Source organism: Streptomyces sp. NPDC026394 (genome assembly GCF_055567735.1).
Genome location: NZ_JBVHPX010000002.1, coordinates 519,121 through 543,410 on the forward strand (window position 1 = coordinate 519,121; position 24,290 = coordinate 543,410).

The 24,290-nt window shown below is 71.7% G+C and carries 18 protein-coding genes; 15 read left to right on the plus strand and 3 right to left on the minus strand.

What is annotated here, in order from left to right:
* Positions 1-11: 11 nt before the first annotated feature.
* Positions 12-1,814, minus strand: coding sequence for a YwqJ-related putative deaminase (locus tag ACZ4QV_RS06465; protein ID WP_361615875.1), 1,803 nt, complete (start codon positions 1,812-1,814; stop codon positions 12-14).
* A 210-nt stretch (positions 1,815-2,024) separates the two neighbouring features.
* Between ACZ4QV_RS06465 and ACZ4QV_RS06470 the strand changes: the two genes are divergently transcribed.
* Genes ACZ4QV_RS06470 through ACZ4QV_RS06480 form a run of 3 tightly spaced genes read left to right on the plus strand, consistent with a single transcriptional unit; the run spans position 2,025 to position 5,739 of the window.
* A complete protein-coding gene (locus tag ACZ4QV_RS06470; RefSeq protein WP_361582458.1) occupies positions 2,025-2,558 on the plus strand; it encodes a (2Fe-2S)-binding protein in 534 nt (177 codons plus the stop codon).
* Positions 2,555-3,583 carry an FAD binding domain-containing protein gene (locus ACZ4QV_RS06475; RefSeq protein WP_361582461.1) on the plus strand — a complete coding sequence of 343 codons (1,029 nt, stop codon included), beginning with the start codon at positions 2,555-2,557 and terminating at the stop codon, positions 3,581-3,583. The genes ACZ4QV_RS06470 and ACZ4QV_RS06475 overlap by 4 nt, the downstream gene beginning before the upstream one ends.
* Positions 3,580-5,739, plus strand: coding sequence for a xanthine dehydrogenase family protein molybdopterin-binding subunit (locus ACZ4QV_RS06480; protein WP_467762628.1), 2,160 nt, complete (start codon positions 3,580-3,582; stop codon positions 5,737-5,739). Before ACZ4QV_RS06475 ends, ACZ4QV_RS06480 begins: the two co-directional genes overlap by 4 nt.
* Here the strand turns inward: ACZ4QV_RS06480 and ACZ4QV_RS06485 are convergent.
* Together ACZ4QV_RS06485 and ACZ4QV_RS06490 are read right to left on the minus strand one after the other, a co-directional pair.
* The gene (locus tag ACZ4QV_RS06485; protein ID WP_467762629.1) at positions 5,711-5,908 is read right to left on the minus strand and encodes a DUF397 domain-containing protein; all 198 of its coding nucleotides are present in this window, start codon (positions 5,906-5,908) and stop codon (positions 5,711-5,713) included. The genes ACZ4QV_RS06480 and ACZ4QV_RS06485 overlap by 29 nt on opposite strands.
* On the minus strand, positions 5,905-6,795 hold the full coding sequence (locus tag ACZ4QV_RS06490; protein ID WP_467762630.1) for a helix-turn-helix domain-containing protein: 891 nt from the start codon (positions 6,793-6,795) through the stop codon (positions 5,905-5,907). Before ACZ4QV_RS06490 ends, ACZ4QV_RS06485 begins: the two co-directional genes overlap by 4 nt.
* A gap of 187 nt (positions 6,796-6,982) precedes the next feature.
* Here ACZ4QV_RS06490 and ACZ4QV_RS06495 point away from each other — a divergent pair, with 187 nt between their 5' ends.
* The 12 genes from ACZ4QV_RS06495 (at position 6,983) to ACZ4QV_RS06550 (ending at position 24,162) form a co-directional block, all read left to right on the plus strand.
* On the plus strand, positions 6,983-7,384 hold the full coding sequence (locus tag ACZ4QV_RS06495) for an ATP-binding protein (protein ID WP_467762631.1): 402 nt from the start codon (positions 6,983-6,985) through the stop codon (positions 7,382-7,384).
* A gap of 132 nt (positions 7,385-7,516) precedes the next feature.
* Positions 7,517-8,653 carry an ROK family transcriptional regulator gene (locus ACZ4QV_RS06500; RefSeq protein WP_467762632.1) on the plus strand — a complete coding sequence of 379 codons (1,137 nt, stop codon included), beginning with the start codon at positions 7,517-7,519 and terminating at the stop codon, positions 8,651-8,653.
* A 154-nt stretch (positions 8,654-8,807) separates the two neighbouring features.
* Positions 8,808-10,145, plus strand: a complete 1,338-nt coding sequence (locus ACZ4QV_RS06505) for an ABC transporter substrate-binding protein (RefSeq protein WP_361615887.1) — start codon at positions 8,808-8,810, stop codon at positions 10,143-10,145.
* Between the two features lie 12 nt (positions 10,146-10,157).
* A complete protein-coding gene (locus tag ACZ4QV_RS06510; protein ID WP_361144376.1) occupies positions 10,158-11,150 on the plus strand; it encodes a carbohydrate ABC transporter permease in 993 nt (330 codons plus the stop codon).
* Positions 11,151-11,156: 6 nt separating this feature from the next.
* Positions 11,157-12,065, plus strand: coding sequence for a carbohydrate ABC transporter permease (locus tag ACZ4QV_RS06515; protein WP_361144379.1), 909 nt, complete (start codon positions 11,157-11,159; stop codon positions 12,063-12,065).
* Positions 12,066-12,072: 7 nt separating this feature from the next.
* Entirely contained in the window at positions 12,073-13,365 is a 1,293-nt protein-coding gene (locus ACZ4QV_RS06520; protein WP_361582475.1) for a 6-phospho-beta-glucosidase, read from the plus strand.
* A 98-nt stretch (positions 13,366-13,463) separates the two neighbouring features.
* On the plus strand, positions 13,464-14,447 hold the full coding sequence (locus tag ACZ4QV_RS06525; RefSeq protein ID WP_361615911.1) for an N-acetylglucosamine kinase: 984 nt from the start codon (positions 13,464-13,466) through the stop codon (positions 14,445-14,447).
* Positions 14,448-14,835: 388 nt separating this feature from the next.
* Positions 14,836-16,326 carry a hypothetical protein gene (locus ACZ4QV_RS06530; RefSeq protein WP_361615892.1) on the plus strand — a complete coding sequence of 497 codons (1,491 nt, stop codon included), beginning with the start codon at positions 14,836-14,838 and terminating at the stop codon, positions 16,324-16,326.
* A 20-nt stretch (positions 16,327-16,346) separates the two neighbouring features.
* The gene (locus tag ACZ4QV_RS06535) at positions 16,347-17,336 is read left to right on the plus strand and encodes a glutamate ABC transporter substrate-binding protein (protein ID WP_361615895.1); all 990 of its coding nucleotides are present in this window, start codon (positions 16,347-16,349) and stop codon (positions 17,334-17,336) included.
* A gap of 463 nt (positions 17,337-17,799) precedes the next feature.
* A complete protein-coding gene (locus tag ACZ4QV_RS06540) occupies positions 17,800-19,149 on the plus strand; it encodes a hypothetical protein (protein ID WP_467762633.1) in 1,350 nt (449 codons plus the stop codon).
* Positions 19,146-22,232, plus strand: a complete 3,087-nt coding sequence (locus tag ACZ4QV_RS06545; RefSeq protein WP_361615897.1) for a serine/threonine-protein kinase — start codon at positions 19,146-19,148, stop codon at positions 22,230-22,232. Before ACZ4QV_RS06540 ends, ACZ4QV_RS06545 begins: the two co-directional genes overlap by 4 nt.
* A gap of 502 nt (positions 22,233-22,734) precedes the next feature.
* Complete coding sequence (locus ACZ4QV_RS06550) at positions 22,735-24,162, plus strand: PP2C family protein-serine/threonine phosphatase (protein WP_467762634.1); 1,428 nt, start codon at positions 22,735-22,737, stop codon at positions 24,160-24,162.
* Positions 24,163-24,290: the final 128 nt, after the last annotated feature.

Sequence of the window (24,290 nt, forward strand, 5' to 3'; positions counted from 1 at the left end):
CAGGACAGCAGTTAACGATGAGCGATGATGCCCAACCTGTCCAGCATCGGCTGGCAGGAGTCGCAGGGCTTTTTGTACGCACCATGCGGCTTGTGCACGTACTTCTCCCTGGTTTCCGGGTCTTTTCTGATATCGTCTCCCAGCTGTCGAGTATGGATGACCCCGCCCTCCAGCGCCTGCCGAGCATCATCAGGAGTTCTTATCTTTGTTCCGTCCGGGTCCATCTGATGCAGGCGATCGGATATCAGCGACACCTCGGCACACTTTCCATGCCCGGCAGCAGGCTTCTCATCCATGTCCAAGAAACCCTGCTTCACATCATCGAGAACCTGTTGCAAAGCCGGGTGAGCCTTCGGGTATTCTTGAGGTTGTTCACCTCCCGATTTTAGAGCCCCAGAAGCTTTCCGGCGCGTGGAACTCGTGTGAGAGGTGATGATGCCATTGTGCAGAAAGCTTCCTGAACAACCGTCCTTGCGGTAATCCTTTCCCGGAACGTTGCTGTTCTGATGTTTCTTGTCCCTGGCCTCGTCGGCCAGCTTGACGGCCTCGTTCTCCAGATGGTTCAGCTGGGTCGGCCGGTCCTCGTCCGAGACATCGATGGGCTTACCACGATGGTGCCGCATCTGATCGGCGCTGTGCCCGTGCCACCAAGGATCACGTGCGCCGTCCCCGTTCCCACCGGTCTTTCCCTTCCCCGGTGGGCGACCTCCACCGCCCCCTCCACCGGCATTCACACTCTTCGGCCCCTTCGGGTCCGTCTTTCCTCCCCTGCCGAGGCCGGTGAAGTGGTCGGCGAGGCCCTTGTCGTTCTCCTTGTGGTTCTTGGCCATCTGTTTGACGCCGCGGGTCATGCTGTCGTCGAGGTGTTTGGCGGACTTCTTGACCGCGTCCTGGAGACCGTCGATGACCTTGTCGATCATGGGGTTGACCGCATCCGCGATCGCGTCCTTGCCGCGCGTGCGGCCATGGTGGCTCTTGGCGCGGCCGATCTTGCCGCCCGCGTTGTTGCGGAAGTGGCCGCCGGCGCTCTGCAAGCCGGTGACGGCCTTGTCGTGGGCGTCGTGGTCGAAGGTGAAGCCGCCGCTGCCGGAACCGCCACCGGCACCGCCGCCCCCGCCGCCCGCGCTCAGCAGCTGCATCGAGCTGCCGGCGGCGTCCTTGGCGCCTTGGACGCCCTGGGAGAAGCCCGCCTTGCCCGCTTTCGCCGTCTGGCCCAGGTCGACGCCGTCCTTGACTCCCAGCGCGTTGGCGCCGAGCTGGACGACCAGGTCGCCGACCATCGCGCCCAACGCCTCCTCGACGGGGGTCAGGGCGATGCTGACGACCTGTTCGGCGACCTGCTGGCAGACCTCCTTGAAGAGGCGCTTGACGATGACACGGGTGGTCTGGGTCGCCGCCAGGGCGCCGAGTTCGGACAGGCCGAAGGTGAAGGGGGCGGCGGCCTGCGCGGCGATGACCTCGGCGGCCAGGATGCCCAGCTGGACGATCGCGCCGAGCTTGGCGCCCTCGATCAGGACGGCGACGCCGTCCAGCGCGGTGGCGGCCAGCTCACCGCACTGGGCGAGTTTGGCCAGGTGGGTGCCGTTGACCTTGCTCCAGTGGGCGTTCAGGGCCTCCGCGGCCTGGCCCCCGCCCGCCGAGGAGACCAGCGCCTGCACCGCCTCGTGCGCCTGACCGGCCCCGTCGTTGATGTCGCCGGCGAACTCGCGCATGGCCGTCGCCATCTCGCGGTAGTCGTCCTCATCCACATTCGGCCAGGACACGCCGATGATGTCGAGAATCTCGTCGGCCCACCCCGGCAGTACTACGCCCATGCAGAACACACCCCCCGTTGAGCACACCTGGACACACTGGTAACAGTCCGGAGGACGCTGCCACCTGCGTAAACGGTTCTTCAAGAGAGGAACGAGCCGACTTCCCCGCCTTCTTTGGCAGGTCCATGACGGCACTGTGACGGCACATCGATCACTCCGTCACCTGTATGCAGTCGTTTACCACCTCCGCTCCGGGTGACTCGGCTGATCATGGAGACCGAGATCAGACTGCGCGTCGACGGGCAGGTGCACGAGCTGACGGTGGATACGCGGACCACCGTGCTCGACGCGTTGCGGGAGCGGCTGGGGATCACCAGCCCCAAGAAGGGGTGCGACCACGGGCAGTGCGGGTCGTGCACCGTGCTGCTCGACGGGCGGCGGGCGACGACCTGTCTCGCGCTGGCCGTGTCGTACGACGGGTCGGAGATCACCACGGCCGAAGGGCTGGGCGAGGACGGCGAGCTGCACCCCGTTCAGCAGGCCTTCGTCGACCATGACGCGCTCCAGTGCGGGTACTGCACGCCGGGCCAGGTCTGTTCGGCGGTGGGCGTGCTGCGGGAGGCGGCGCAGGGGTGGCCCAGTGTGGTCACCGAGGTGGGTGCGGAGGGGGACATCTCGCCGGGAGCGCTGGATCATGACGAGATCGCCGAGCGGATGAGCGGCAATCTGTGTCGTTGCGGGGCGTATGTGAACATCGTTCCGGCCGTAGCGGCCGCCGCCGAGGCAGCGGGAGCGGGCCGGTGAAACCGTTCCGGTACGAGCGGGCCGCCGACGCCGCCGGGGCCGTGGCCACCGTGGCGGCGCACCCCGGGGCCGCGTTCCTCGGCGCCGGGACCAACCTCGTCGATCATCTGAAGCTCGGTATCGCCTCCCCCGACCTGCTGGTCGACGTCAGCCGGCTGCCCCTGGACCAGGTCGAGGAGCTGGACGGCGGTGGCCTCCGGGTGGGGGCCACCGTACGGAACGCCGACCTGGCCGCGCACCCTGCCGTACGGTCGCGCTACCCGGTCCTCTCCCAGGCCCTGCTCTCCGGCGCCTCCGGCCAGCTCCGCAACCTCGCGACCACCGGCGGCAACCTCCTCCAGCGCACCCGGTGCGCCTACTTCCAGGACCCCAGCGCCCCCTGCAACAAGCGTGACCCCGGCTCCGGCTGCGCGGCGCTGGAGGGCTGGACCCGCTACCACGCCATCCTGGGCGCCTCCTCGCACTGCGTGGCCGTGCACCCTTCCGACATGGCGGTGGCGATGACCGCCCTGGACGCGGAGGTCGTGACGCTGGGCCCGGACGGCGAGCGCCGGATCCCGGTCACCGCGTTCCACCGGCTGCCCGGTGACGCGCCGCACCGCGACACGGTGCTGCGGCACGGCGAGCTGATCACCGCCGTCGAGCTGCCCGCGCTGCCGTACGCCACCCGCTCCCGTTACCGCAAGGTCCGCGACCGTGCCTCGTACGCCTTCGCGCTGGTCTCCGTGGCGGTGGCGCTCGACCTGGAGGACGACGGCCGCACCGTACGGGAAGCACGGATCGCGCTGGGCGGGATCGCGCACAAACCGTGGCGGGCCGAGCGCGCCGAAGAGGCGCTGCGCGGGTTGCCGGCCACCGAGGAGAACTGCCGGGCAGCGGCCGAGGCGGAGACGGCGGACGCGCATCCGCTACGGGACAACGCGTTCAAGGTTCCGCTCGTGCACAACACGCTGGTCGCGGTCGTACGCGACCTCGTAGGACAGGGGGCCCCGGAGGCTCCGGGCGGTCTGGAGGGATCGCGATGACGACACGTACGTCCGAGAGCCGGACCCCGGACCCGGCCGCCCGTCCCCGTGCCGTCGGCGCCGACCGGGAACGCGCCGACGCCCGCGACAAGGTGCTCGGCCGGGCCCCGTACGCCTTCGAACACCCGATGAAACGTCCCTGCTACGCACACGCCGTGCTCTCCTCCGTGCCCCGCGGCCGCATCACGGCCGTCGACACCGAGGCCGCGTGCCAGGAGGACGGCGTCATCACCGTATTGACGTACGAGAACGCCGAGCGGCTGGCGTCCACGGACGACGCGGAGCTGGCGATCCTCCAGGAACCCGAGGTGGCCTTCCGCGGGCAGATCGTGGGGGCGGTGGTGGCCGAGAGCCCGGAGGCCGCCCGGGAAGCGGCGTCGCTCGTGCGCGTCTCGTATGCCGAGGAAGCGCACGTATCCGAACTGAAACCGGGCGAGAGTGAGCTGTATCGGCCGGAGACGGCCAATGGTGGGGCGGGTACGGACAGTGAGCTGGGCGATCTGGACGCTGCCATGGAGGCGGCCCGGGCGGACCCGGGCGCGGTCGCGCTGGACGAGACGTACGCGACCGCGATGACCCACTGCAACCCGATGGAGCCGCACGCGACGATCGCCGTGTGGCAGGGCGACGAGCTGACGCTGTACGACTCCAGCCAGAGCGTGCACGGGCACCGCGACACGCTGGCCGAGGTGTTCGGCCTCGACCGGGCGCGGGTGCACATGATCTGCCCGTACGTCGGCGGCGGCTTCGGTTCGAAGGGCGAACCGCACGCCCACTCGGTGCTGGCGGCGCTGGCCGCGCGGGCGGTGCCCGGTCGGCCGGTCAAGCTCGCGTTGACGCGGCAGCAGATGTTCACCCTCGTCGGCTACCGCACCCCCACGTACCAGCGGGTTCGGCTCGCGGCCGGTGCGGACGGGTGGCTGACCGGCATCGGCATGGACGCCGTCGAGCAGACCTCGCGGATTAAGGAGTTCGCCGAGCAGTCCGCCAACCCGACCCGCACCATGTACGCGGCGCCGCACCGGAAGACCACCCACCGCCTGGCCGCCCTGGACGTGCCGGTGCCGTCCTGGATGCGGGCGCCCGGCGAGTGCCCCGGCATGTTCGGGCCCGAGGTCGCGATGGACGAACTCGCCGAACGCCTCGGCCTGGACCCCGTCGAGCTGCGCGTCCGCAACGACGCGCCGACGGACCCGGAGACCGGCAAGCCCTTCTCCAGCCGCAACCTGGTCGCCTGCCTGCGCGAGGGGGCGCGCCGCTTCGGCTGGCAGGACCGCGACCCGCGTCCGGGCGTACGGCGGGAGGGCCGCTGGCTGATCGGTACGGGCGTCGCCTCCTCCGCCTACCCGGTCAACCGCCAGCCCGGTTCGGTCGCCGCGGTCCAGTACCGGGACGACGGGCGCTACCGGATCGGCATCGGCGCCGCGGACCTGGGCACCGGCGCCTGGACCGTACTGGCCCAGATCGCCGCTGACGCGCTGGACGTTCCGCTCGACCGCGTCGAACTGCGCATCGGCGACACCGCGCTCCCGAAGGCGACCGTCGCGGGCGGGTCCTCCGGGACGGCGATGTGGGGGTCGGCGATCGTGGCGGCGGCGGAGACGTTCCGCAAGCGCCACGGACACGACCCGTCGCCCGGCGACCACGCCCAGGCCGAGACGCCCGGCAATCCGCACGCCGAACGATTCGCCATGCACGCCTTCGGTGCACAGTTCGTCGAAGTACGGGTGGACGCCGACACCGGCGAGGTACGGGTCCCCCGCCTCCTCGGCGTCTTCGCCGCCGGCCGCATCATCAACCCGCGCACCGCGCGCTCCCAGCTCATCGGCGGCATGACGATGGGCCTGTCCATGGCCCTTCACGAGGAAACCGTGACGGACCCGCGCCACGGCCTCTTCGTCAACCACGACCTGGCGAACTACCACATCACGGCCAACGCGGACGTCCAGCAGATCGAGGCCCACTGGATCGACGAGGACGATCCGTACGTCAACTCCCTGGGCGCCAAGGGCATCGGCGAAATCGGCATCACGGGGACGGCGGCGGCCGTCGTCAACGCGGTCCGGCACGCGACGGGGGTACGGGTGCGGGAGGTGCCGGTGACGTTGGACAAGGTGCTGGAGGGACTCAGTAACGGTCCGCCTTCAGGGCAGTGAGGAAGGCCGCCCAGGCCGGGGCGGGGAACAGCAGGCACGGCCCGCCCGGGCGCTTGCTGTCCCGTATGGGGAGGAGTGAGCGGGCGGCAAGGCCGTCGGCTATCTCCAGGCATTCACCCTGGCCGCCGCTGTACGTGCTCTTGCGCCAGGTGACGCCCGTGAGATTCATGCCGTGAACTCCTCGGAGACGGCGATGCGTTTGATCCTGGCCACCGACTCCTCAGGTGACAGGGCCGACCTTCGGGCGTCGTCGAAGAGGTCACGGTAGCGCGCCACCTCCGATTCCCGCTCCAGCCAGATGTGGCCGGTGGGGTGCTCCATGAGAACAACGTCCAGGGCCGACACCTGCGGGAGGCTCAGCAGCAGGTAGGGCCCGAACATACCCCCATGGGCGCCACGCGAGAACGGGAGGACCTGAACCGTCACGTTCGCCAGCTCGGTCATGGCGACGAGGTGTTCCAACTGCGCGCGCATCACATCGACGCCGCCCACCCGTTGATGCAGCACGCCCTCGGCCACGACCGCCCAGACGGACAGCGGCTGTTCAGCGGTCAGCCGCTCCTGACGGGCAGCTCTCACCTTGACGAACTGCTCGATCTCGTCCGGTGTCCGCCAGGCTTTGGAGGCGACGGTCACAGCCCACGCATACGCCGGCGTCTGCAGCAGCCCCGGGACCAGTTGGCTCTGAAACGTCCTGATGCTGTCGGACGCAGCCTCCAGGGCGATGTAGTCACGGTAGGCGTCCTCCAGCACCGGCCCGTACTGGTCCCACCAGCCCTCGCGCCGCCGTGGGTTGACGGAGCGGGCGAGAGTGGTGAGCCGCTTCAGGACGGCGTCGTCGCCGATCCCGTACGCGTGCAACAGAGCCGTCAAGTCGGGGACGCGCACCGGAACGCGACCGTTCTCGATCCGGCTGATCTTCGCCTTGGTGCAGTCGAGCGCTTCGGCGGCCACTGCCGTGGACAGCCCGGCAGCTTCCCGGTACCGCCTCAGCTCGTCGCCCAGTTGCCGGCCGAGCACGGTGGACGGCTGGGCGGTGACGTTACGTACGGACATGCAACCTCCCCTGGGGAGCGCCAAGTTTGGCGACTCGCAAGCGCGGGGTGCAACACAACTTCACCCTTTCGTGGCAGCGAGAAACGTTGCTCGAAGTGGCGGCCCGGGTGCGGTCTGCTGTACGTCCGTCCTCATCCCCTTCGAGGGTTTCGCCATGAACGGGATGTCACTGCTTCGCCCAGCCCCCGTGACCCATCACTTCCCGCGGAACCGGCGCAGCCCCGGCCGGGCGCGTGCGGCCTATCGGGAGTGGGCGGCCGCCCAGGAACTCGGCCCCGCGACCGTCGAGACCGGTGAGCTGATTCTCGGCGAGCTGACCGCGAACGCGGTGCCGGCCGCCACCGGGCCGGGGCGATGGAACGAGGTGCGGTTCGCGCTCGACCAGGCGGCGCTGCGCGTCGAAGTATCGGACGCCGGGGGCGGCGCCCCGGTCGTCCGGGTGCCGAAGCTGCTCGACGGGCACGGCCGGGTCATGGTGATCGTCAGCACGCTCGCGGACGGGCGGGGCGTGACCGTCAGGCCGGGGCAGGGTAAGACCGTCCGGGCGGCGCTGAAACTCAGTGGTCCAGACCCATTGACGGCGTACTGACGCGGCGCTTACGTTCCTGTGCATCGATTGGAAACTTTCCTAACAGATCGCGCAGCGAAGGGCGGGGCGGGCGTCATGGCCGGAGGGCAGGGCGGGCAGGGGACCCCTGGGACGCCGCGGGTGTTGCGGGCCATGAACGACCGGGCCGCGCTCGACCTGCTCGTGGCGCAGGGGCCGTTGACGCGGACCCAGATCGGAGAGCTGACCGGGCTGTCCAAGCCCACCGCATCGCAGTTGCTGGGGCGGCTGGAGGCGGCCGGCCTGGTGCGGACGACGGGGAACGTGACCGGGCGGCCGGGGCCGAACGCCCAGCTGTACGAGGTCGCTCCGGACGCCGCGTACGTGGCCGCGCTCACCGTCGACCAGGGCGGGATCACCGCCGCGGTCGCCGATGTCACCGGGCGGGTGCTCGGTGAGGAGCGGGTCGGTACGGATGCCGTGGGCGAGGGTGCGCCGAGCAGGACGGCGCGACTGGTGGCGGCCGCCGTGGACGGCGCGCTGGCCAAGGCCGGTCTGGAGCGGGAGCGGCTGCACGGGGCGGTGATCGGGACGCCGGGCGCGCTCGATCCGCAGACCGGGGTGCTGCGGTACGCGCCGCACCTGCCCGGCTGGCAGTCGCGGACGCTCCGAGAAGAGCTGGCCGGGGTGCTGGGCGTGCCGATCCTCATCGAGAACGATGTGAATCTGGCAGCGGTCGCCGAGCAGCACGACGGCGCCGCGCATAATGTCGATGACTTCGTGTTGGTGTGGGCCGACGAGGGGGTCGGTGCGGCCATCGTGCTCGGCGGGCAGTTGCTGCGCGGGGCCACCGGTGGCGCGGGCGAGATCGGCTACATGCCGCTGCCGGACGCGCCGCTCGCGCGGGACGGCGACCGCAGCGCGGCCCGGCCGGACGCCGGCGGAGGCTTCCAGCGCCTGGTCGGGGCGCCGAGCGTGGTGGAACTGGCCCGGGAGTACGGGGTACGCGACGCTCGTACGGTCGAGGAGGCGCTGGCCGACGACGGGGTGCGGGCCGAGGTCGCGCGGCGGCTCACGACCGGGCTGGCCGCGGTGGTCGCCGTCGTGGACCCCCGGCTGGTGGTGCTCTCCGGCGAGGTCGCCCAGGCGGGCGGCGAGCCCCTGCGGGAACTGGTCGAGGGGGAGTTCACCGGGCTGGCGCTTCCCCGGCCGGAACTCCGCCTCAGCAATATCGAGGGGAACCCGATTCTCATCGGCGCGCTGCGAACGGCGCTCGCCGAGGCGCGTAACACCGTGTTCGACACGGCCTGATGAGACGGTACAGCGGTGACGTGACGGGCCGATTATCCTCCGGCCACCGCACCACCACCGCCAGCGTCGGCGCGGTCGCGGGCGCCGCAATTCCCGCGCACCTCAACACCCGCAGCACCTTCTGTCATCACCCCTGCCGTAAAGGAAGTCCGCCATGCGTCCGCGTATGCGCATCTGCCTGTCGGCGGCGCTCGCCGGAGCCGGTCTGATTCTTTCGGGCTGTGCCAATCCGAGCGTCGGCAGCGATCGCGACGACCCCACCCAGCCCGTCACGCTGAAGTTCTGGCACGGCTGGTCCAACACCGCCGAGGTGAAGGCGATCGACGACAGTATCGCCCGCTTCGAGAAACTGCATCCGAACATCACGGTGGAAACGGTCGGCAACGTCAGCGACGCGACGGTGAACCAGGCGCTGCGGGCCGGCGGAGACGACGCTCCGGACGTGGTGTCGTCGTTCACCACCAACAACGTGGGGCAGTACTGCTCGTCCGGCATGTGGGTGAATCTCGACCCGTTCATGAAGAAGACGGGGGTGGAGAAGGCGAAGGTCTTCCCCAAGGCCTTCCTGGACTACACGCAATACCAGGGAAATCAGTGCGCCCTGCCGCTGCTCGCGGACTCCTACGGGCTGTACTACAACAAGGACGCGTTCAAGGAGGCCGGTATCGAGCGGCCGCCGCGCACCATGTCCGAGTTCAAGCGCGACGCGGCCAAACTGACCAAGCGGAAGCCGAACGGGTCGCTGGAGCGCGCCGGGTTCGTACCGAACTTCCGGCTGTACCAGAACAGCCCGGACCGGCTGTTCGCGCAGTGGGGGCCGACCTATTTCGACAGCAAAGGGAAGGCGCGGCTGTCGAAGGACCCGAGCAGCAAGCAGTTCTTCGCGACGCAGCGTGAGCTGATGGACGTACAGGGCGGTTATGCCGCGCTGGAGAAGTTCCGTACGTCGTTCGGTGACGAGATGTCGTCGCAGAGTTCCTTCATGACACAGAAGGCGGCGATGCATCTGGACGGCGAGTGGCGCGGTCTGATGCTGAAGGACGCGAAGGCGAAGTTCGACTGGGGGACGGCGCCGCTGCCGGTGCCGGACGATCAGCCGGAGACGTACGGCCGGGGCTTTCTGACCGGCACGGTCGCGGGAATCGCGCACAGCAGCAAGCACCAGAACGCGGCGTGGGAGCTGGTGCGGTTCCTGACGGTGGACACGGACCAGGTGGTGCGGTTCGCCAACGCCATCCGCAATGTGCCGTCCACCATCGAGGCCCTCAACTCGCCGAAACTCGATGCCGACCCGTCGTTCCGCACGTTCCTCGACATCGCGCGGAACCCGCACAGTACGGCGCTGCCGCCGTCCGTCAACGGCGGGCAGTACGTGGTGTCGCTGCAGGACTTCTCGTACTCCGTCGAGGCCGGAAAAGTGCCCGACCTCGACAAGGGCCTGCGCGAGCTCGATGCCCAGATAGACGCCGACAATCTCCAGTCCGTGAACTGACGGAGTCCTGCCATGTCCCTCGTCGAATCCCCCGAGCGTCCGGCGGTCGCCGCCGCGCCGGGTCCCAAAGCTCCCGCGCTGCGCCGCAAGCACATCCGGCAGCGGCTGCGTACGCTCGGTTTCCTCTCCCCCTGGCTGGTCGGTTTCAGCGTCTTCTTCGGCTATCCGCTCCTCGCCACCGTCTATTTCTCGTTCATGCACTACAACCAGATTCAGCAGCCGTCGTTCGTCGGGCTGCGGAACTGGAAGTACGTCTTCACGCAGATGCCACTGTTCGGCCCGGCACTGTGGAACACGCTGTGGCTGGTCGTGGTGATGGTGGCGCTGCGCGTGGTCTTCGGGCTGGGGATCGGGCTGCTCGTCACGAAGATCAAGTCGGGTGTCGGATTCTTCCGTACCGCCTTCTACCTGCCGTACCTCGCCCCGCCGGTCGCGGCGACGGTCGCGTTCGTCTTCCTGCTGAATCCCGGCACCGGACCGGTCAACGGGCTCCTGGAGGCCGTCGGCATCCCGGCGCCCGGCTGGTTCAACGACGCGGCCTGGGCGAAGCCGTCGCTGGTCATGCTGTCCCTCTGGGGCATCGGCGACCTGATGGTGATCTTCATGGCGGCACTGCTGGACGTACCGAAGGAGCAGTACGAGGCTGCCGAGCTGGACGGGGCCGGCGCCCTGGCCAGGTTCCGGTACGTGACCTGGCCGTCGATCACGCCGATCGTGATGTTCGCGGTGGTCACCGGCGTCGTGCAGACCATGCAGTACTACACGCAGGCGCTGGTCGCCGGGAAGCTGGCCTCCGGCGTGAACATCGGCCCCGGCTCGGTCATCCAGCCCGGGTACCCCGACCACTCCACCCTCACCGTGCCGCAGCTCGTCTACTCGCTCGGCTTCCAGAACTTCAACACGGGCGCCGCGTGCGTGCTCTCGCTCGTGCTCTTCGTGATCGCGATGGCCGTCACCACCCTGCTGATGCGCAAGCGCGCCGGCCTGCTCCCGGCGGAGGACTGAACCGACATGACCACGACGACCCTGAGGGCGGGCAGCGCGCCGGCCCGTACCGGCTCCACCGACCGGGGGCCCGCCGCGGCCCGCGCCCGCCGCAAGCGGCTGCTGCACTGGATCGCCGTGCACGCCGTCGCCATCGCCGCCGCGCTGTTCTTCGTGCTGCCGTTCGTGTTCGTCTTCCTGACGTCCGTCATGAGCGACGACCAGGCGATGAGCGGTGAACTGTGGCCGCACGAATGGAACTGGTCGAATTACGCGACGGTCTTCACCACCCCGGGTTTCCTGGACTGGTGGAAGAACTCGCTGATGTACGCGGGGCTGGGCACGCTCTTCACCGTCTGCTCGGCGATCCCGGTGGCGTACGCGCTCGCCAAGTTCCGTTTCCGTGGCCGCCGTACGGCGATGGTCCTGGTGATCTCGACGATGATGCTGCCACCGCAGGTCATCGTCATCCCGATGTACCTGGTGTGGGCGCAGCAACTGCACCTGTCCGGTTCGCTGTGGCCGCTGCTGATCCCGATGGCGTTCGGTGACGCGTACTCCATCTTCCTGCTGCGGCAGTTCCTGCTGACGATTCCGCAGGAGTATCTGGAGTCGGCGAAGGTGGACGGCTGCGGCGAGGTCCGCACCCTCCTGCGCATCGTCGTGCCGATGGCGAAGCCGGGGATCGCCGCGGTCGCACTGTTCCAGTTCTTCTACTGCTGGAACGACTATTTCGGCCCGCAGATCTACGCCGCACAGAATCCCGCCGCCTGGACGTTGAGTTACGGACTCGAATCGTTCAAGAGCGCGCACAGCGTCAACTGGAACCTGACCATGGCCGCGACCCTGCTCGTCATGGCTCCCGTCATCATCGTCTTCTTCTTCGCCCAGAAGGCTTTTGTCGAAGGCGTCACGCTCACCGGAGTGAAGGGCTGATCGATTCATGCTGTCGTCCGCCGGGGGAACGCCCCCGCACCCCCATCTCAAGATCGCCGTGGTCGGTGGAGGATCGACCTACACCCCCGAACTCATCGACGGGTTCGCCCGGCTGCGGGACGCGCTGCCGCTGGCGGAACTGGTCCTGATCGACCCGGCCGCCGACCGGCTGGACCTGGTCGGCGGCCTGGCCCGGCGGATCTTCGCCCGGCAGGGGCACCCGGGCCGGATCTCGTGGACGTCCGACGTCGACGCCGGCGTGGACGGCGCCGACGCCGTCCTGCTCCAACTGCGCGTGGGCGGGCAGGCCGCCCGCAACCAGGACGAGACCTGGCCGCTGGAGTGCGGCTGTGTCGGGCAGGAGACGACCGGCGCGGGCGGGCTGGCCAAGGCGCTGCGCACCGTCCCGGTCGTCCTGGACATCGCGGAGCGCATCCGCCGCCGCAACCCCGACGCGTGGATCGTGGACTTCACCAACCCCGTCGGCATCGTCACCCGGGCCCTGCTGTCGCACGGCCACAAGGCCGTCGGCCTGTGCAACGTGGCCATCGGCTTCCAGCGGAAGTTCGCGCGGCTGCTCGGCATCGCCCCGGAGCGGGTCGAGCTGGAACACGTCGGGCTGAACCACCTGACGTGGGAACGGTCCGTGAAGGTGGACGGCGAGGACGTGCTGCCCCGGCTGATCGCCGAGCACGGCACGGCCATCGCCGAGGACCTGCACATGCCGCGATCCCTCGTGGACCGGCTCGGCGTCGTGCCGTCGTACTACCTGCGCTACTACTACCAGCACGACGAGGTCGTGGAGGAGCTGCGCAGCAAGCCGTCGCGCGCGGCGGAGGTCGCGGCCATCGAGAAGCAGTTGCTGGACATGTACGGCGACCCGACGCTGGACGAGAAGCCGGAACTCCTGGGCAAGCGCGGCGGCGCGTTCTACTCGGAGGCGGCCGTGGCACTGACCTCCGCGCTGCTCGGCGACACCGGGGACGTGCAGATCGTCAACACGTTCAACAACGGCACGCTGCCGTTCCTGCCCGACGACGCGGTGATCGAGGTACCGGCGACGGTGGACGCGTCCGGGGCGAAGCCGCTGCCCGTACGACCGCTGGAACCGCTGTACTCCGGGCTGATCGCCAACGTCACCGCGTACGAGCACCTGGCGCTGGAAGCGGCCCTCAAGGGCGGCCGGGACCGGATCTTCGAGGCGCTGCTCGCCCACCCGCTCATCGGCCAGATCGCGTACGCGGACCGGCTGACCGACGAACTGATCGCGCACAACCGGGAGCACCTCACGTGGCTCTGAGCGAAGCCGAGGGGGGCGGGGTGGTGGCCGGGGGCGCGTGCACGTCGTCCTCCGCCGGTCCGGGCGCCGACGCTCCGGCGCGTGCCGCCGATGCTCCGGTGCGCGCCGCCGACGGCCTGGCGCTCGCCGTCGACGCGGGCAACAGCAAGACCGACGTGGCGCTGGTCGGCGCGGACGGGACGGTGCTGGCGACGGCCCGCGGCGGCGGCTTCCAACCGCCCGTGGTCGGCGTGGCGCGGGCCGTCGGCGACCTGGCCGTACTGGTGGACGCGGTACGGGAACGGGCCGGCGTGACCGGCCCGGTGGGCCAGGTGTCGGCCTACCTGGCCAACGCCGACCTCCCCGCCGAGGAGACCGAACTGGCCGCGGAGATCACCTCGTACGGCTGGGCCCCTACGGTCACGGTCGCCAACGACACCTTCGCGCTGCTGCGCGCCGGGCTCCCGGATCGCGTCGAACCGGTCGGCGTCGCCGTGGTGTGCGGCGCCGGGATCAACTGCGCGGGGCTGGGACACGGCGGCCGTACCGCGCGGTTCCCGTCCATCGGGCGGATCTCCGGCGACTGGGGCGGCGGCGGGCACCTGGCCGAAGAGGCCCTGTGGTGGGCCGCACGGGCCGACGACGGACGCGGCGAACCGAGCGCGCTCGCCCGCGAGGTGCCCGCCTACTTCGGGCTGGCGACCATGCCGGAACTGATCGAGGCGCTGCACCTGGGCCGCATCCCGCGTGAGCGCCGTTACGGGCTGACGCCGCTGCTGTTCGCGGTGGCCGCCGCCGGCGACGCGGTCGCGCAGGCCCTGGTGACACGGCAGGCGGAGGAGATCGCGCTGCTGGCGTCGGTCGCGCTGGACCGGCTTGGCCTGCTGGACGAGCGGACGCCGGTGATCCTGGGCGGCGGTGTCCTGGCCGCACGGCACCCGCTCCTGCACGACCAGGTGACCCGGCTGCTGGCAGCGCGCGCTCCGAAGGCGGAGCCCCGTGTGGTCACGGCCCCGCCGGTCCTGGGGGCCGCCCTGCACGCGCTGGACCGGGCGGGGGCGGAGACGGAAGCGTATGCGCGGGTGCGGGAGGAGTTCGGCTGAGGGGGCGTTGCCGGGTTCGGCTGGGGGCGTTGCCGGGGCCGGAGGAGGTGCGCTGCTGCCCGGTTGTACGCGGGAGGTCGCAGGCGGGAGACCGTACGCCGGAACCTCGTACAGCGAAGGCCCGTACGCCGGAACCTCGTACGCCGAAAAGCCGTACACGCGTGCCCATTTCGGGAACCGCGCCGACGGACCGCGCGTCGTGGGGGGCGGGGACAGGGGAAAAGCCCACCGGACGGGAGGATTCGGCGGGGCCTGATCCGCACATGATCCAGGCAATAACGGTGTGGTTGTCAGTCCCTGCGGCCATACTGACTGCTGGCCGTGCATCTGTTCCCGTGTGCCCGTCGCGCGGGGCCGGGGCCGCCGTCCGCGACCAGGGGGAGGTTCCGTGTCCAACCCGCAGACCGGCACTGCGCCGCCGACGTCGCCGTCCGGCCGCGCCGCCGGCTCCCCCGCCGCCTCCGCGGGCACGGGCTCCGCTGCCGGACCGGGCCTCGGCGGTGCGTACCCGGGCGGCGCGGACCCCGCCCAGGCCGCCCGGCGGCGTACCGCCTGGGCCGACGGGGTGGACCAGCTCCGGGCCACGGCCACGACCGAGCCCGGACGGCTGCGGATCATCGGCGCCGTACTGGCCTTCCTCGTCCTGGCGTTCGGCGCCGCCACGGCCTGGCAGGTCGCCGACCGGTCCGCCGCCGCGCGCGACGTCGTGGAGCGCAGCCAGCCGCTGACCGCCGACGCCGCGGACATCTACCGTTCGCTCGCCGACGCCGACACCACCGCCGCCGCCGGTTTCCTGGCGGGCGGCAAGGAGACCCAGGCCACCCGCGAGCGGTACGAGACCGACATCGCGACGGCCGCCCGACTGCTGGCCAAGGCCTCGTCCAACACCAGCGGTTCGGACGCCGCGGCCCGCCAGATAGGAAAGCTCAACAGCCTCCTCCCCCGGTACACGGGCCTGATCGAGACGGCCCGCACCAACAACCGGCAGGGCCTCCCCCTCGGCGGCGCCTACCTGCGCTACGCCAACGCGCAGATGCGCGACGAACTCCTTCCGGCGGCGCGCGAGTTGTACACGACCGAGACGGCGCGCCTGGGCGAGGACTACGACGCCGCGAAGGCGTGGCCCTGGCTCGCGCTCACCGCCGGGGTGCTGGCGCTCGGCGCCCTCACCTGGGCCCAGCGCCGCAACTACCGTAGGACGAACCGCGTGTTCAACCGCGGTCTGCTGGCCGCCACGACCGCCTCGGCCGTCGTGCTGCTGTGGCTGGTGGCCGGGCACTCCGTGGCCCGCTCGGGCATGAACACGTCGTACGAGAGCGGGGCCAGATCACTGAAGGTCCTCAACGAGGCCCGTATCGACGCCCTCCAGGCCCGCGGCGACGAGAACCTCACCCTGGTCGCGCGCGGTGCCGTGGTGACCAAGGACCAGCAGGACTTCTACGAGGTCGGCTACCGCGCCGGCATGCGGGACCTGGCGGGCCCTGGCCGTTCCGGCGCCGCCGCGGCGGACAGCAGACTGGGCACGGCCCTGACGCTCGCGGACGACGACACGGGCCGGCGCCCCGTCCGGGAAGCGGTCGAGACCGTACGGCAGTGGCAGGCGCGGCACGCCGAGGCCCGTGCCGCGGACGACCAGGGGGACTACGACCGGGCGCTGGCCAAGGTGATCGGCGGCGAGGCGGCGACCGGCCAGTCCTTCGACCGGGTGGACAGCCGGCTGGCCCAGGCCCTGGCCCATGAGCAGCAGGAGTTCCGGCGGGCCGCGGACGACGGGCGCGGGGCGCTGGACGGGCTGGTGGCCGGTGCCGTGGTGCTGGCCGTCCTGGGGGCGACGGGCGCGGTGCTGGGCATCGGGCGCAGGCTTTCGGAGTACCGGTGATGGGGCCTGGTGATGGCGACATGACGAAGCACGCGAGGGGTCTGCGGAACCTGCGGGCCGCGCTGGCCCCGGTGGCGGCGGGCGTGTGCGTGATGGCGGCGGCAGCCACCGTCCTCGTCCCGGTGCTCGGCCGGGACGCCCCGGCACCCCGCCCTCTGCCGCACGGGACGAGCACCACGCGCGCCGACGCCACGGCCGCGGACTGCACCCCCGGCAACGCCGCCGCGAGCCTGCGGCCCTCCCCGGACGACGGCCCCGCGGTGGACCGGATCAAGGCCCGGGGCCGGCTGATCGTCGGCGTCGACCAGAACACGTACCGCTGGGGTTACCGCAACCCCGCCACCGGCGACCTGGAGGGTTTCGACATCGACCTGGTGCGGGCGATCGCCGAGGACATCCTCGGCGCCGACCCGAAGATCACGTTCCGGGCGATCCCCACCAACCAGCGCATCCCCGCCCTCCAGGAGCGCACCGTCGACCTGGTCGTACGGACCATGACCATCAACTGCGCCCGCAAACGCCAGGTCGCCTTCTCGACCGCGTACTTCCAGGGCGGACAGCAGGTCCTCGCGCCGAAGAACTCCTCGATCACCGCCTTCGACGACTCGCTGAAGGGCAAACGGGTCTGTACGGCGGCGGGTTCCACGGGCGAGGCCCGGCTCGCCGAGGAGCGGCACGGCGCCCGGGTCGTGACCGTACCGAACCAGCTCGACTGCCTGGTGCGCCTCCAGCTCGGCGAGGCCGACGCGGTGGTGACGGACAACGCGCTGGCCGCGGCGCAGGCCGCGCAGGACCCGACGGTGCAGCTCAAGGGGAAGCCGTTCACCGACGAGCCGTACGGGGTCGCGGTCAACCGTGCCGACACCGACCTGGTGCGGCGGGTCAACAAGGTGCTGGAGGACTACCGCGACGGCGGCAGCGGGAGCCGGTGGATGGCCGCCTACAAGAAGTGGCTGCAGGCGGACCTGCCCGGCATAACCAAGGCGCCCGAGCCCCAGTACAGCGACTGATCCGTGCGGGGGCGCGGGCGCCGCGGCGCATATGGGGGGGGCCGGGCGGCGGGGTCGGGCGGCCCGGCCACGTCGGCCGGGCGGGAGTCGGGTGGCTCGTGGCGGGCCGGTGGCGTGCCGCGGACCGGCGTTCGCCCGCCGGTCGCGTCACCATGGAAGGAGCACCGCGGGCGCGGGGCCGGAGGGAGGGGAGGCAGCAGGGGCGTGCGGCAGGACCGCATGCAGGTGGGCGGCACACAGTTGCTCGCATGCGGCCGGGGCGATCGCGGTTGCCCGCATACGGCTGGGGCGATCGCAGTTGCCCGCATGCGGCTCGGGAAGCACGGCAGCGCCCGTCCCGTACCGCCGCACGGAAGCGCCCGCTCCGCCGTAATCGCCGCACCGGCTGCACACGCCGCAACCACCGCGACGACCGCGACCGTCACGACCGCCGCGCACAGCACGCACATTGGAGAGGTGATCGATGGGGGCCCCTGGACCCTTCCCCGGCTCTCCGGGGAAGTCCCAAGATCCGGTGCTGAGCCGTGAGGAGGTGGACCGCGCCCTGGGCCGGCTCGCTGCCGAGTACGAGGCGATCGAGACCTCGCTGCTCGCCCTCCAGGACCACGCGGGCCGCAGGCTCCTGGAGGGCGCCGAACTCACCGGCCTCACCAAGGAGCGCTGGGCCGCCACCGAACAGTCCATCACCGTGCTGTGGGCGCATTTCGACGCGTACACCAAAGCGCTCACCACCGCCCGCGAGCTGCGCGCCCGGCGTCGCTGGCCGTCCCCCGACGATCTCGCCGAACTGACCGAGCTGCTGCGCGGCACCCGCGTCACCGTCTCCGGCGCGGCCGCGGGCGGCGGCTCACCGCAGCCCGGCGGCGGCCCGGCCCGGCTGAGCGAACAGTTCAGCCTGGACGAACTGGTCGAGCGGATGAACGGCCTGTACGCGTCGGCGCTGGACGTGATCGTGTCCGCCGACGCCGTATGGTCCACGCTGCCCGCCCGGATAGACCTGCTCGCCGCCGAGCTGCGCCGGACCCTGTCCCTCGCGCGGTCGGTCGGCGTACGCCCCGGGGAGCACCCGACCGGCGACGATCTGGAACGCATCACGTACGAACTGACCCAACTGCGCGCCCAGGTGGTGTCCGACCCGCTGGCCTACTGGGTCCCGGACGCCGACCGCAGCGCCGCGCCCGGCGGCGGCCGCCCGGACACCGCCCGCTACGACCGCGCGGCGCTCGCCCTGGAGGACGCCCGGCGGGAGATCGAAGCGGTCCTGGACGTACGGCAGGACGCCGAGCGCCGGCTGATGCAACTGCGCGACGTGCTCTCCCGCGCGGACCGGACGCTCACCGAGGCGCGGCAGGCCCGCGGCGAGGTGCTCGCGAAGATCGCCGCCTCCGAGGTACCCGCCGTCAGTGGCCCGTCCACGGCGCTGCACGAGCAGTTGGCCACCGCGGCCGAGTACCGCCGGCACGCCCAGTGGCACCGCCTCTCCCCCTTGCTCGACAGCCTCGAACAACGCGCCGATGACGAACTGCACCGCGCCCGCGAGTCGTTGACGGCGGTCACCGCCCCACTGGCCGTACGGGCCGAACTCCGCGGCCGCCTGGACGCGTACAAGGCGAAGGCCGCACGGCACGGCCTGGCCGAGGACCCGCTGCTGATCGAGCGCTACGACGCCGCGCGGCGGATGCTGTGGAGCGCGCCGTGCGACCTGCGGGTGGCCGAACAGGCGGTACTGCGCTACCAGCGGACGGTGGCCGAGGCGCTCCAGCCACCGGGACCGGACCGCGGACCGGCGGACGGATCACAGGGGGAAACATGAGCGAGGAGCGGACCGGCGGCGTCCCGTGCCAGCGACGCGAGTGCCCGGGCACGTACGAGGACGTGGGCGGCGGCGAACGGTACTGCGACACGTGCGGCCTGGCGCCGGTCGTGTCACCGGAAGGGATGGTCGGCTCGCCGCCCACGGGGGTCACGGCGGCGGGGCGGGGGGCGGCCGGAGGGGTGGGGTTCGGGGAACCCGGGGGGTATGAGAGTTCGGGGGGATTTGCTGGTTCGGAGGGATTTGCTGTTTCGGGTGGGGCGGGCGGGGCCGATGGTCGTATCGGTCCCGACGGTTCGGCGGGCTCCGGTGGGGCGGGCGGGGCCGGCAGGGCCAGTGGCTCCGCCGGGGCCGGGGCGGCGGAGGGGCGCGGTTCCGTCTCCGGGACGTCCGCCGGCGGGCGTACGTCCGCTTCCGCTTCCGGCTCCGCCCGTTCCTCGACCTCGCGGCGCTCCGTCTCCGGCCGCCTCTCCCGCGCCCTGCCGGGCGCCTCGACGCGCTCGATGTCCGTGTCGGTACGCAGCGCGGGCCGCGGTTCCGGTACCGGGTCCGGACCGTCCCGCGGGCGGCTGGGAGCCGGTTTGGTGGCAATACCGGAAGTACCGCGTCCCGACCCGCGTACGGCCGTCCTGGAGAACCCGGAGGTCCCCGAGCGGAAGCGGTTCTGCAGCCGCGGCGACTGCGGCGCGCCGGTGGGCCGGGCCCGCGGTGACCGCCCGGGCCGTACGGAAGGTTTCTGCACCAAGTGCGGCCATCCGTACAGCTTCGTGCCCAAGCTGCGCCCCGGCGACGTGGTGCACGGCAGCTACGAGGTCGTCGGCTGTCTGGCGCACGGCGGTCTGGGCTGGATCTACCTGGCGATCGACCGCGCCGTCTCCGACCGGTGGGTGGTCCTCAAGGGTCTGCTGGACACCGGCGACGAGGAAGCCCTCGCCGTGGCCGCGTCCGAACGCCGCTTCCTCGCCGAGATCGAGCACTCCAACATCGTCCGCATCTACAACTTCGTCGAGCACCTGGACCGTACGACCGGCAGCCTGGACGGCTACATCGTCATGGAGTACGTCGGCGGGAAGTCCCTCAAGGACATCGCCAACGAGCGGCGTACGGCGCACGGCCGCCGCGATCCGCTGCCGGTCGAGCAGGCGTGCGCATACGGCATCGAGGCCCTGGAGGCGCTCGGCCACCTGCACAGCCGCAACCTCCTGTACTGCGACTTCAAGGTGGACAACGCCATCCAGCAGAACGACCAGCTCAAGCTGATCGACATGGGCGCGGTCCGCCGGATGGACGACGACGAGAGCGCGATCTACGGCACGATCGGCTACCAGGCGCCCGAGGTCGCCGCCACGGGCCCGTCCGTCGCCTCCGACCTCTACACGGTCGCCCGCACCCTCGCCGTGCTCACCTTCGACTTCCAGGGCTACACCAACGTCTTCGTGGACTCGCTGCCCGACCCGGACAACATCGAGGTCTTCCGCACGTACGAGTCCTTCTACCGGCTGCTGGTACGGGCCACCGATCCCGACCCGGCGCGGCGGTTCTCGTCGGCGGAGGAGATGGCCGAGCAGCTCACGGGGGTGCTGCGGGAGGTCATGGCGCTCCGGACGGGCGAACAGCGGCCCGCGCTCTCCACGCTGTTCGGGCCGGAGCTGCGTGTCGTGGACACGGACGTGGTGGCGCGCGCGGAGGGGGACACGTCGCTGCTCGGTGCGCGTGCGGTTCCGGTGCGGCAGAAGGGGCGGAAGGGGTGGGTGGGGCGGAAGGGGAAGTCGGTGGTCGGCCCGGCCATCGGGATCGGGGCGCCTGGGGGTGTGGGTACGGATGGGGGTACAGGTGGGAGCGGTGGTACGGCTGCGGTCGGCGTCTCCGCGCGGCAGGCCGCCGCCTCCCAGGCCGCTGTTCCCGCGCAGGTGGCCTACGAAGTCACGTCGGCCACCGGCCCGCAGACGATGAGCGGCGCCGCCGGAACGACGACCGGAACGGTGGCCGAGCCCGTCACCACGTCCGCCTCCGGAAGCACCACGGGAAGCGCTGCCGGAAGCACCGCCGGGGTGGCTGCCGTGACACCCGGCGGCGTACGCGGCGCGCCCGCTCTCCGTCCGCTCGACACCGGCCTCGCCGTACTCGCCCTGCCCGTACCGCGCGTCGATCCCGCCGACCCGAACGCGGCTTTCCTGGCCGGCTTGCTGGCCGCCGCCCCCGCCGAACTGGTCAGCGCCCTGCGCGCGGCCCCCGCCGACACCATGGAAATCCGGCTGCGCAGGCTGCGGGCCCACTTGGAGACGGGGGACGGCGCGGCGGCCCTGCGCGAACTGCGCGCCGTCGAGACCGAGCCCGGCCAGGGCTGGGACGAGGACTGGCGGGTGGTCTGGTACCGCGGCCTGGTGGCGCTGACGAACGACGACCACGAGACGGCGGCCCTGTCGTTCGACGCGATGTACGACGCCTTCCCCGGCGAGCCGGCGCCGAAGCTGGCGCTCGCCGTCTGCGCCGAGGTGCTGGGGCAACTGGACAACGCGGCGGAGTACTACCGGCTGGTGTGGGCCACCGACCACAGTTACGTCAGCGCGGCGTTCGGACTGGCCCGGGTGCGGCTGGCGGCCGGCGACCGGGCCGGGGCCGTGGCCGCCCTGGAATCCGTACCGGAGTCCTCCATTCACTACACTGCGGCGCGCATCGCGGCCATCCGGGCCCGGCTGCGGCAACGCCCCGGCCACGACGCACTGCTGGAGGACCTGCGGTCGGCGGCCGAGCAGGTCGAGCGGCTGGCGGACTCCGGGCTGGACGCGGAGCGCCGCGAACAACTGACGACCGAGGTGCTGGGCTGTGCCCTCGACTGGGTACTCTCCGGTAGCCGCGGTGCCGAGCAGCAGGGGCGTACATTGCCGTCCGGGGCCCCCGGCCCCGGCTCCGGCGGCACCGCCGCCCGGCCCGGTCTGCTCGGCAGCGCACTGGACGAACGCGGCCTGCGGTTCGGCCTGGAGCGGTCGTTCAGACTGCTCGCCCGGCTGGCGCAGCGCGGCGAGGAAAGGATCGAGCTGGTGGAACGGGCCAACCGCTTCCGCCCCAGGACGTGGGTGTGACATGGGTGTGACAGGGCCGTTCCGGTGTGCGAGCTGCAGCGAGCCGCTCGAACCGGGGGACAACTACTGCGGATTCTGCGGCGCCGACGTGGTGGCACCCGCCGGGCCGGGCGGGGCCGGTGACCGCCCCACGGTCCCGCTGGGCGACACGGCGCATCCCGCGTCCGGGGCGGGGGCCGCCCCGCCGGGACCCGTGGCGCTGCCCGCGTCGTTCTTGATGCCGGGGGCGGGAGGGGCGGTGGTGGGGCAAGAGGGCCCGGGGGCTCCGGGGGCTCCGGGGGCTCCGGGACAGGTTCCGGCGTCGCCGTCCGTGCCGTCCTCGCCGCCCTCGTCGTCCGTACCACCGTCGCCGTCCGTCTCGCCGCCGGCAGTCGTCCCGCCACCGGTGGCCGCGCCTGTCCCGGCTCCGTCGTACGGCGGGCCGACCCCGTCGTACGACGCGGAAGCCCGGCACGACAGCGGACCCGCGTACGCGTCGGGACCGGCCCACGCGAACGGATCGGTGCAGACCCCGCACGCCCCACACACCTCACACACCCCACACCCACCGCACGCCCCCGTACCGCCGCCGGCCTCGCCGGACTACGTACAAGGAGGGCAGCGGGCCCACGCGCCGGCCGGGGTCGGCGTGCAGACTCACGCGCAGGGCGACGCACAGTCCTGGGCGCCCCATGCGGAGGCAAGTGTTCCGCCATCGGCCGGCAGTCCGTACGGAGGCCATGCGCACCAGGCCGCCGCCTCCCACGGCGGAGCGCCGGACCCCCGTATCGCCGGTTACGACCTCGCCGCCGAGGCAGCGCACCGCTCAGCGGACGCGAGCGGCACCGGCCCGGAGCCCGGCCCGACCGGCCCGACCGGCCCGACCGGCCCGACCGGTCCGACCAACCCGACCGGCCCCGGCCCGCAGGCGCCCGGCGGACCGGCAGAAACACCAGCCCACCCCTCCGCCACTCCCGCCACTACCGCCGTCTCCTCCCCCACCCCTGAACACCAGACCCCCGCCCAAGGCACCCGTATCTGCGCGCTCTGCCACGCGGGGACGGTCACCGGCGACGGTTACTGCGAGAACTGCGGCCACGCCCAGCCACGCGAACGCGACCACATGGAGCGGGAGCTCCCGGGTGTGGCCGCGGTCACCGACCGGGGCCGCCGCCACCACCGTAACGAGGACTTCTTCGCGGTCGCCGAGGGAGCGTTGCCGGACGGCTCGCCCGCCGTACTCGCCATCGTCTGCGACGGCGTCTCCTCCGCCTCGCGGCCCGACGACGCGTCCGCCGCCGCGTCCGGCGTGGCGGCGCGGACGCTGCTGGCCGCCCTGCCCGGCGGTACGCACCCGCAGCGGGCCATGCACGAGGCGATCCTCGCCGCCGCCAAGTCCGTCAATGCCCTGGCCGCCGCGCCCAACCAAGCCCAGCAGCACGACCCGTACCGCCAGCAGAACGCCCCCGCCTGCACGTTCGTCGGCGCGGTGGTCGGCGGTGGGCTGCTCGTCATCGGCTGGGTCGGCGACAGCCGCGCGTACTGGGTCCCCGACGACCGCAGCGCGCCCGCCGTCCGCCTCACCGAGGACGACTCCTGGGCGGCGCAGATGGTCGCCAACAACCTGATGTCGGAGGCGGAGGCGTACGCGGACGACCGGGCGCATGCCATCACGGGCTGGCTCGGCGCCGACGCGTACGAACTCGAACCGCACACCGCTTCCTTCAAGCCCGACGGACCGGGTGTAGTGGTGGTGTGCACGGACGGGCTGTGGAACTACGCCGAGGCCGCGGAGCAACTGGCCGCGGTGCTGCCGGAGGATGCGCACGACCGGCCGCTGCACAGCGCGCGGACCCTGGTCGCCCACGCACTCACCGGTGGGGGCCACGACAACGTAACAGTGGCGGTGATGCCGTTCCCGGCGCCACCGGGACGGGCAGGATCGGCCTGAGCGTCCGCCCGGGGCGCGCCACCCGCCCTCGTCGGCCACGGTGGCCGGGAGCCGTGCTGCTCCCGGCCCCGCCCGGCTGACCCGTATCAGGAGCAAGGCGCCAACGGGGGGATGGTCACGGGGACTTC